The 9,356-nt window shown below is 30.8% G+C and carries 12 protein-coding genes and 1 pseudogene; all 13 read left to right on the plus strand.

Going from position 1 to position 9,356, the window contains the following annotated elements:
- The first annotated feature begins 696 nt into the window (after positions 1-696).
- Entirely contained in the window at positions 697-1,464 is a 768-nt protein-coding gene (locus HZR21_RS10685) for an SGNH/GDSL hydrolase family protein (RefSeq protein ID WP_180747618.1), read from the plus strand.
- A gap of 39 nt (positions 1,465-1,503) precedes the next feature.
- Positions 1,504-2,283 carry a Wzz/FepE/Etk N-terminal domain-containing protein gene (locus tag HZR21_RS10690; RefSeq protein WP_180747619.1) on the plus strand — a complete coding sequence of 260 codons (780 nt, stop codon included), beginning with the start codon at positions 1,504-1,506 and terminating at the stop codon, positions 2,281-2,283.
- Between the two features lie 9 nt (positions 2,284-2,292).
- Positions 2,293-2,988, plus strand: coding sequence for a polysaccharide biosynthesis tyrosine autokinase (locus HZR21_RS10695; protein WP_180747620.1), 696 nt, complete (start codon positions 2,293-2,295; stop codon positions 2,986-2,988).
- A 53-nt stretch (positions 2,989-3,041) separates the two neighbouring features.
- On the plus strand, positions 3,042-3,806 hold the full coding sequence (locus HZR21_RS10700) for a tyrosine-protein phosphatase (RefSeq protein WP_180747621.1): 765 nt from the start codon (positions 3,042-3,044) through the stop codon (positions 3,804-3,806).
- A 21-nt stretch (positions 3,807-3,827) separates the two neighbouring features.
- Positions 3,828-4,514: a sugar transferase gene (locus tag HZR21_RS10705; RefSeq protein ID WP_180747622.1), complete on the plus strand. Its 687-nt coding sequence runs from the start codon at positions 3,828-3,830 to the stop codon at positions 4,512-4,514.
- A gap of 3 nt (positions 4,515-4,517) precedes the next feature.
- On the plus strand, positions 4,518-4,967 hold the full coding sequence (gene pssD / locus HZR21_RS10710) for a PssD/Cps14F family polysaccharide biosynthesis glycosyltransferase (RefSeq protein WP_180747623.1): 450 nt from the start codon (positions 4,518-4,520) through the stop codon (positions 4,965-4,967).
- On the plus strand, positions 4,967-5,473 hold the full coding sequence (locus HZR21_RS10715) for a glycosyltransferase (RefSeq protein WP_046124632.1): 507 nt from the start codon (positions 4,967-4,969) through the stop codon (positions 5,471-5,473). Before pssD ends, HZR21_RS10715 begins: the two co-directional genes overlap by 1 nt.
- The gene (locus HZR21_RS10720; protein WP_032491920.1) at positions 5,470-6,177 is read left to right on the plus strand and encodes a glycosyltransferase family 32 protein; all 708 of its coding nucleotides are present in this window, start codon (positions 5,470-5,472) and stop codon (positions 6,175-6,177) included. Before HZR21_RS10715 ends, HZR21_RS10720 begins: the two co-directional genes overlap by 4 nt.
- Before the next feature lie 5 nt (positions 6,178-6,182).
- Complete coding sequence (locus tag HZR21_RS10725) at positions 6,183-7,277, plus strand: hypothetical protein (protein WP_180747624.1); 1,095 nt, start codon at positions 6,183-6,185, stop codon at positions 7,275-7,277.
- Positions 7,277-7,849 (plus strand): glycosyltransferase, encoded by a 573-nt coding sequence (locus tag HZR21_RS10730; protein ID WP_180747625.1) that lies wholly within the window; start codon positions 7,277-7,279, stop codon positions 7,847-7,849. The genes HZR21_RS10725 and HZR21_RS10730 overlap by 1 nt, the downstream gene beginning before the upstream one ends.
- Positions 7,842-8,828, plus strand: coding sequence for a glycosyltransferase family 2 protein (locus tag HZR21_RS10735; protein ID WP_180747626.1), 987 nt, complete (start codon positions 7,842-7,844; stop codon positions 8,826-8,828). The genes HZR21_RS10730 and HZR21_RS10735 overlap by 8 nt, the downstream gene beginning before the upstream one ends.
- A gap of 231 nt (positions 8,829-9,059) precedes the next feature.
- A pseudogene (locus HZR21_RS10740) lies at positions 9,060-9,179 on the plus strand (glycosyltransferase family 2 protein); the annotation flags it as partial.
- A gap of 46 nt (positions 9,180-9,225) precedes the next feature.
- The coding region (locus HZR21_RS10745; RefSeq protein WP_021212625.1) for an IS3 family transposase at positions 9,226-9,356 on the plus strand (131 nt) is incomplete at its 3' end.

Consider the following 9,356-nt stretch of genomic DNA (forward strand, 5'->3'; position numbering starts at 1 on the left):
AGAGGGTCTCCTTTTAAACTTAATTTTTCAAGATAGTCGCTATCTCCAAATAAATTCATCTTCAATACCTCGTTAGCTTATTTTTAATCTATTATACCTCTTTTCATACGTTTTTAGAGGTGCCCTTAAACTTATATCTTTATTTATACGTAAAATTTCTTGCAGTTTAAAGTTTGAAACCCATACTTTCACTTGCATTAAAAGATTTTATTTTATATAATATATTAATATAGTATGAAAATTAAAAAAATACCAAAATTGGTTAACTTAAGCAAGTTTTGATTTAATTTTTCAGAAAAACTAAGGTTTTTCTTACAGAAGTTAATAAAAAGAGGGATTATATTTATGAATGATTTATTTTACCATCGTCTAAAGGAATTAGTTGAATCAAGTGGTAAATCTGCAAATCAAATAGAAAGGGAATTGGGTTACCCTAGAAATTCTTTGAATAATTATAAGTTGGGATGAGAACCCTCTGGGACAAGATCAATAGGACTATCAGAGTATTTTAATGTGTCTCCAAAATATCTGATGGGTATAATTGATGAGCCTAATGACAGTTCTGCAATTAATCTTTTTAAAACTCTGACTCAAGAAGAGAAAAAAGAAATGTTTATAATTTGTCAAAAATGGCTTTTTTTAGAATATCAAATAGAGTTATAACAATAATAAATTTAGGGAGTTTTTCTTATTAATATGATGAAAAAAGGAATTTTTGTAATTACTATAGTGATATCCATAGCATTGATAATTGGAGGTTTTTATAGTTATAATTCTAGGATAAATAATCTTTCAAAAACTAATAAAGGAAAAGAAGATGTAAAAAATAGCAGTGAAAAAAATCAGATAGACCTTACCTATAAAAAGTATTATAAAAATTTACCAAAATCAGTTCAAAATAAAATAGATGATATTTCATCAAAAAATAAAGAAGTTACTTTAACTTGTATTTGGCAATCTGATTCAGTTATTTCTGAACAATTTCAACAAAACTTACAAAAATATTATGGAAATAAGTTTTGGAACATCAAAAATATCACTTACAATGGTGAAACTAGTGAACAATTATTGGCTGAAAAAGTTGAAAACCAAGTATTAGCCACTAATCCTGATGTTGTTTTATATGAAGCTCCACTTTTTAATGATAACCAGAACATTGATGCAACAGCCTCACTGACTAGTAATGAGCAGCTTATAACAAATTTGGCTAGTACAGGAGCGGAGCTGATAGTTCAACCATCTCCACCGATCTATGGTGGTGTTGTGTACCCCGTACAAGAAGAACAATTTAAACAATCTTTATCTACAAAGTATCCCTATATAGACTACTGGGCTAGTTACCCAGACAAAAATTCTGATGAAATGAAGGGACTGTTTTCTGATGATGGAGTATATAGAACATTAAATGATTCGGGGAATAAGGTTTGGCTAGATTATATTACTAAATATTTTACAGCAAACTAATTAAGTTATAAATAATAATTATTAAATATTGGAGAAGAAATGCAGGAAACACAGGAACAAACGATTGATTTAAGTGGGATTTTTAAAATTATTCGCAAAAGGTTAGGTTTAATATTATTTAGTGCTTTAATAGTCACAATATTAGGGAGCATCTACACATTTTTTATAGCCACACCTGTTTACACAGCAACAACTCAACTTGTTGTTAAACTACCAAATTCAGATAATTCGTCAGCCTATGCTGGACAAGTGGCTGGGAATATCCAGATGGCCAATACAATTAACCAAGTCATTGTAAGCCCGGTTATTCTTGATAAAGTTCAGAGTAATTTAAATCTACCTAGTAATGCTTTCCAAAAACAAGTTACAGCAACAAATCTAACAAATTCACAAGTTATCACACTTACTGTTAAATATTCTAATCCTTATGTTGCTCAAAAGATTGCAGATGAGACTGCAAACATATTTAGTATGGAAGCAGCTAATTTATTGAACGTTACGAATGTTAATATCTTATCCAAAGCAAAAGCTCAAACAACACCAATTAGTCCTAAACCTAAATTGTATTTAGCGATATCTGTTATAGCCGGACTAGTTTTAGGTTTAGCCATTGCTTTATTGAAGGAATTGTTTGATAACAAAATTAATAAAGAAGAAGATATTGAAACCCTGGGACTCACGGTTCTTGGTGTAACAACCTATGCTCAAATGAGTGATTTTAATAAGAATACAAATAAAAATGGCACGCAATCGGGAACTAAGTCAAGTCCGCCTAGCGACCATGAAGTAAATAGATCATTAAAAAGGAATAAAAGATAGGAGTTCAGGATGGCTAAAAATAAAAGAAGCATAAACAACAATCGTTATATTATTACCAGTGTCAATCCTCAATCACCTATTTCCGAACAATATCGTACGATTCGTACGACCATTGATTTTAAAATGGCGGATCAAGGGATTAAAAGTTTTCTAGTAACATCTTCAGAAGCAGCTGCAGGTAAATCAACCGCGAGTGCTAATATAGCTGTTGCTTTTGCACAACAAGGTAAAAAAGTACTTTTAATTGATGGCGATCTTCGTAAACCGACTGCTAACATTACTTTTAAAGTACAAAATAGAGTAGGGTTAACCAATATTTTAATGCATCAATCTTCGATTGAAGATGCCATACAAGGGACAAGACTTTCTGAAAATCTTACAATAATCACCTCTGGTCCAATTCCACCTAATCCATCGGAATTATTAGCATCTAGTGCAATGAAGAATTTGATTGACTCTGTGTCCGATTCCTTTGATGTTGTTTTGATTGATACTCCACCTCTCTCTGCAGTTACTGATGCTCAAATTTTGAGTAGTTATGTAGGAGGAGTGGTTCTTGTTGTACGTGCCTATGAAACAAAAAAAGAGAGTTTAGCAAAAACAAAAAAAATACTGGGACAAGTTAATGCAAATATATTAGGAGTTGTTTTGCATGGGGTAGACTCTTCTGACTCACCGTCGTATTACTACTACGGAGTAGAGTAATTGGAATAAATTTTAATCAAAAAAAGACAGAAATTTGTAGAAGAGGAGAGCAAATGATTGATATTCATTGCCATATTTTACCGGGGATAGATGATGGAGCTAAAACTTCTGGAGATACTCTGACAATGCTGAAATCAGCAATTGATGAAGGGATAACAACTATCACTGCGACTCCTCATCATAATCCTCAATTTAATAATGAATCACCTCTTATTTTGAAAAAAGTTAAGGAAGTTCAAAATATCATTGACGAACATCAATTACCAATTGAAGTTTTACCCGGACAAGAGGTGAGAATATATGGTGATTTATTAAAAGAATTTTCTGAAGGAAAGTTACTGACAGCAGCGGGCACTTCAAGTTATATATTGATTGAATTTCCATCAAATCATGTGCCAGCTTATGCTAAAGAACTTTTTTATAATATTCAATTGGAAGGGCTTCAACCTATTTTGGTTCACCCTGAGCGTAATAGTGGAATCATTGAGAACCCGGATATATTATTTGATTTTATTGAACAAGGAGTACTAAGTCAGATAACCGCTTCAAGTGTCACTGGTCATTTTGGTAAAAAAATACAAAAGCTGTCATTTAAAATGATAGAAAACCATCTTACGCATTTTGTTGCCTCAGATGCGCATAATGTTACGTCACGTGCATTTAAGATGAAGGAAGCATTTGAAATGATTGAAGATAGTTATGGTTCTGGTGTATCACGAATGTTTCAAAATAATGCAGAGTCAGTGATTTTAAACGAAAGTTTTTATCAAGAAAAACCAACAAAGTTAAAAACAAAAAAATTTTTAGGATTTTTTTAAAGGGATTAAATGGAGTAAATAATGGAAGTTCTTGAGGATGTCTCATCACCTGAACCGGAAGAGCATAAGTTAGTAGAATTAAAAAAATTTTCTCACAGAGAGATAATTATAAAAAGAGGGATTGATATTTTAGGGGGATTAGTGGGTTCAGGTTTATTTCTTATCGCGGCTGCATTGCTTTATGTGCCTTACAAAATGAGCTCAAAAAAAGATCAAGGGCCAATGTTCTATAAACAAAAACGGTATGGAAAAAACGGTAAAATTTTTTATATTTTGAAATTTAGAACAATGATTCTTAATGCCGAGCAGTATCTAGAACTTAATCCAGATGTTAAAGCTGCTTACCATGCCAACGGCAATAAGCTAGAAAACGATCCACGGGTAACGAAGATTGGCTCATTTATAAGACGACACTCAATTGATGAACTGCCACAATTTATCAATGTTCTTAAAGGGGATATGGCATTGGTTGGCCCAAGACCAATTTTGCTTTTTGAAGCGAAAGAATATGGGGAGCGCCTCTCTTACTTACTCATGTGTAAACCTGGAATTACTGGTTATTGGACAACACATGGTCGAAGTAAAGTTCTTTTTCCTCAACGAGCAGATTTAGAACTCTATTACCTCCAGTACCATAGTACCAAAAACGATATCAAGCTTCTAGTACTCACAATTGTACAAAGTATTAACGGATCGGACGCATATTAAAAAATGAAAATAGCATTAGTAGGTTCCAGCGGTGGCCATTTGACACACCTGTATTTGTTAAAAAAGTTTTGGGAAAACGAAGATAGATTTTGGGTCACATTTGATAAAGCAGATGCAAAATCTATATTGAAAGAAGAAAGATTTTATCCTTGTTATTATCCCACAAATAGAAATGTAAAAAACACGATAAAAAATACCATTCTTGCATTTAAAATACTTAGAAAAGAAAAACCAGATTTGATTATTTCGAGTGGTGCTGCGGTAGCCGTTCCTTTTTTTTGGTTAGGTAAACTATTCGGTGCAAAGACAGTCTATATTGAAATATTTGACCGGATCGATAAACCAACCTTAACAGGAAAATTAGTTTATCCAGTTACTGATAAGTTTATAGTTCAATGGGAAGAGTTAAAAAAAGTTTACCCTAAAGCAATTAATTTAGGAGGAATTTTCTAATGATTTTTGTAACGGTTGGAACTCACGAACAACCATTTAATAGACTCATTCAAAAAATTGATGAACTTGTACGCGATGGTGAAATCGAAGACGATGTATTCATGCAAATTGGGTACTCAACTTATGAACCCAAATATACTAAATGGGAAAAGGTTATTGGATATGAGACTATGGAAAGATGTATGAATGAAGCGAGTACGATTATTACTCATGGCGGACCATCTACCTATATGCAAGTATTACAACTAGGTAAAATTCCGATAGTTGTTCCACGGCAAATGAAATTTGATGAGCATATAAATGATCATCAACTTTGGGTAAGTAAACAGGTTGTGAAAAAGGGATACTCATTGATTTTGTGCGAAGATGTTGAAGACATTCTCGAAAATATTATTAGTTCCAAAATTTCAGATACCTTACAAAAAAATGTAAATCACAACACTGAATTCATAAAATTATTCAGTGCTGAAATTTACCAGCTATTTATAAAAAGTGAGAAGATATGATACCAAAAGTAATACACTATTGCTGGTTCGGAGGGCAACCTTTACCAGAATCTGCGCTAAAATGTATTGAAAGTTGGAGAAGGTTTTGTCCAGATTATGAAATAAAACAATGGTCTGAGAAAAACTATGATGTAAATAAAATTCAATATATTAAGGAAGCATATCAAGAAAAAAAATTTGCTTTTGTCACGGATGTTGCAAGGCTCGATATAATTTGGAATGAAGGCGGTATATATCTTGACACGGATGTAGAGCTTATAAAATCTCTTGATGAATTGCTGTATAATAGTTTATATTTAGGAATGGAAAGAGCTGGTAGAGTAAATACGGGTTTAGGGTTTGGAGCTGAAGTAAATCATCCAATTGTGAGAGCTAATTTAGAATTGTATACTAATATTCCTTTTTCAGGCAATGATAATATAACTTGTGTGACCTATACGACGAATCTTTTGAAAAAATATGGTCTAAAAAACAACAATGAAATTCAACATATAGATAACGCAATAATTTTACCTACTGAATATTTATGTCCTCTAAGTTTTGAAACAAATCGATTAAAAATAACGGAAAATACATACTCCATCCATCACTATGATATGAGTTGGAAAGATAAGAGAGATAAATTTTTAAGACTTAAAATACAACTTAGAAAATGGGTAGGGGATGATTTTTATGAAAAAGTTATTAAAAGAATTGGAAAATAATTATCATGAATAAAATAACCATGACAAGAGAGATGAGAGTGATTGCCTTATGTGTCGCAATTTTAGAATATTTAAATAATACAAGATTAATTGCGTCTTCAGTATACTCTTTTAGCATGGCGAGTACAATCCTCTTATCCTATATCTTATTCTGTAAAAAAAGAAAAGGATTTTCTTTAAAGGAGATTATTGTACTACTAATTTCCTTTATTTTTGTAGTTTTAAATCGTGACCCTAGTAATTTCAGTCTAGGTTTAATGTGGATACTCTATTTTATGTTAAGTAAGTCGGAAATAGATTTAAAAAAAGTGATGAAAACATTTTTTGTTACCTCTAGTGTTTGTTTTATTTTGACAATAGTACTGTATTTAATGATGTCTCTTAATAAAAGCTCTGATATGATAATGTGGCGTGGAGATGCTTTTATAAATCGTATGAGTTTAGGATTTATCCACCCGAATTATGCAATGATGAGCTTTTTAGGTATAGCGATAGCCTTATTATATTTGAGTACTGAAAGAAAAAGAATAACTATAATTTTTATTGCGATTGTAACTTTTATTATATTTTACACTACTCAATCAAGAACTTCAGGATATATCTTATTTTTTATTTTGAGTATTTTATTTGTTAGTAGTAAAAAAACTAAAAAGCAAGTTTCAAATTTTGAAAAAAGGAGCATTACAGTTTTACCACTACTTCTTTTAATCATCTCTTATTCGTTGTTAAAGTTACCTATTAATCAATACCTCAATAGCTTGCTTTCTGGTCGTCTGGCGCTTTATCAAGAGATTTATTCTACATTTGGTATACATTTGATAGGGAATAATGATGTAAAAAATACAATGTTAGATACAGCATATCTTCAAAGTTTGCTAGCAAAAGGAATTTTGTTTACATTGTTTTTATTTGTAACTTTCTTTTTCATATTTTTTCTTAAGAGAAAAACACAAACTAGGTTGCAAAGTTTAGTAATTATGATGTATTTTTTAATTGCATTTACAGAAACATCATTTTTTAGGTTTGTAATTTTATTTCCAGTATTGATGGTAATAATGGATCAGAAAGAGGCTAATAAAGTAATAGAAAAGGTGGCATAGTGAGTATTAATAAAACAGAGATTGAGGAATACAAAGTATCCGTTATAGTTCCTGTTTACAATGTAGAGGAGTATATAAGAGAGTGCATCAAATCTATTCAAGCTCAAACTATTATTATGTTTATTGGTGGAAATTATTATTTCAAAAATTTTGGAGGAGCTGTAGGGAATCACTTTTATGCAATCCAAGAGACATTGGATAGTATAAGTCATCGACCAATTGGTTTTGGATTAGGTGTGGGAGGAAACGCCTCAGCAGTATTTACAGGGGGAGAACTTGATTTTACTACTGGATCAGAAACAGCCTTATTATCATTTGTATACCAAATAGGTGTACAAGGTGCGATTGCTTTAATATGTGTATTCTACTTTATGGGTAAAGAAGTGTTGGAAAAAGTACAGAAGAATTCACAATTCAAAAATAGATTTTTATTTTATGTTCCAATGATATTGATTTTTGTTAGTATATATCAAGCTAATACATATACCCCACAATGTATAACGTTGTTAATGATTACTTTGGGAGGATTTGTAGGAATGAGAGACAGGAGAAGGAAAAAATATAATGGTTAAATTTTCTATAATTATTCCAGTATATAACTTAGAAGATTATTTATATCGCTGTTTAGAATCTGTTCTCAATCAAGATTATAATGATTTTGAGATTATACTTATTAATGATGGTTCAGATGATAATTCACTTAATATTATCGAAGAATTTAAAAATCAATATTCTAGTAAAATAAAAGTAATTTCTCAAGTGAATCAAGGAGTATCATCAGCAAGAAATAAGGGACTTCAAGAAGCTGAAGGGGAGTATATAATTTTTATAGATGGGGATGACTACATTGATAGTAATCATTTAAGTAATATTCTTGAATATATAGGAAAATCAAAAAATTCCTTTATTCTAAATAGTCTATTTGTAGAGACCGGGGAAACTACTTGGGTTATTCCCAAAGCAAGTAAGAATTATGATTGTAGTTTTTATGGAACTCTTATGAATATTTTAGATAATCATAGATATCAAGGCTTTTTGTTTAATAAAATATTTAGTAATTCAGTAATAAAAAGTAATGAATTGAAGTTTAAAGAAAATTTATATTATGCGGAAGATACGGAGTTTGTTATTCGATACTTTTTGGAGTTGCAAAAGAGAGAATCGGATTTAGTTGCTAATATAATTAATTCACCAACATATCATTATGTTCAAATAAAAAGTAGTGCTACTCACCAATTTAATATCAGACAATTTTCTCTAGTAAATTCTATGGAGGAAATTCAATGTAATCTAGAAAAAATGAAATCAATAAATAAAGAAGTTTTGTATGTAGTACAATCAAATTTAATTCAGTCAGTATTGAAAATGATAAGATTATCTAGATTAAATGGTGTAGTTAATGAACATTTGGAAGATTCATTAGATAAAATCGTAACAAATTCATGGGATAATATTGAAACTATCTGGAAATCTCAAAGAAAGATTTACTCTAAGGTATTTTTAACACTAAGAATTATTCAGGAAAAAGTTAAGGGTAAGAAAATCAAATAGATAGCAACTATTATGAAGTAAGTTGCTATCTTGTAGTTTGGAGAATAAAAATGAAAATAGGAATTGTTACTTGTGGAGATTATTGGAATTACGGAAATCGACTCCAGAATTTTGCTTTAAAATATATTATAGAAACGCACCATTCTAGAGAAGTTATTTCAATTAAATGGATCAGAAAGAGGCTAATAAAGTAATAGAAAAGGTGGCATAGTGAGTATTAATAAAACAGAGATTGAGGAATACAAAGTATCCGTTATAGTTCCTGTTTACAATGTAGAGGAGTATATAAGAGAGTGCATCAAATCTATTCAAGCTCAAACATATTCTAATATTGAAATTATTGTTATTAATTGATGTTATCCTTAAATCTTAGAGTATTTAGACAAAGGACAAAAACATGCAAAAACGCTACTCAAAAGAATTTAAAGAAACCCTTATCGCCTTCTATCATTCTGGTCAATCCGTCACCCAGCTGTCTAAAGAATACGACGTGGCCCCTGCAACAATTTATAAATGGATAGACCTCTA

It is taken from the genome of Pseudolactococcus laudensis, from assembly GCF_013449735.1.
GTDB lineage: Bacteria > Bacillota > Bacilli > Lactobacillales > Streptococcaceae > Pseudolactococcus > Pseudolactococcus laudensis.

Coding starts and splice junctions, on each gene's coding strand:
- HZR21_RS10695 (WP_180747620.1), top strand. CDS start 2,293: ATGGCTAAAAATAAAAGAAGCATAAACAACAATCGTTATATTATTACC.
- HZR21_RS10685 (WP_180747618.1), top strand. CDS start 697: ATGATGAAAAAAGGAATTTTTGTAATTACTATAGTGATATCCATAGCA.
- HZR21_RS10690 (WP_180747619.1), top strand. CDS start 1,504: ATGCAGGAAACACAGGAACAAACGATTGATTTAAGTGGGATTTTTAAA.
- HZR21_RS10725 (WP_180747624.1), top strand. CDS start 6,183: ATGAATAAAATAACCATGACAAGAGAGATGAGAGTGATTGCCTTATGT.
- HZR21_RS10715 (WP_046124632.1), top strand. CDS start 4,967: ATGATTTTTGTAACGGTTGGAACTCACGAACAACCATTTAATAGACTC.
- HZR21_RS10705 (WP_180747622.1), top strand. CDS start 3,828: ATGGAAGTTCTTGAGGATGTCTCATCACCTGAACCGGAAGAGCATAAG.
- HZR21_RS10700 (WP_180747621.1), top strand. CDS start 3,042: ATGATTGATATTCATTGCCATATTTTACCGGGGATAGATGATGGAGCT.
- HZR21_RS10735 (WP_180747626.1), top strand. CDS start 7,842: ATGGTTAAATTTTCTATAATTATTCCAGTATATAACTTAGAAGATTAT.
- pssD (WP_180747623.1), top strand. CDS start 4,518: ATGAAAATAGCATTAGTAGGTTCCAGCGGTGGCCATTTGACACACCTG.
- HZR21_RS10720 (WP_032491920.1), top strand. CDS start 5,470: ATGATACCAAAAGTAATACACTATTGCTGGTTCGGAGGGCAACCTTTA.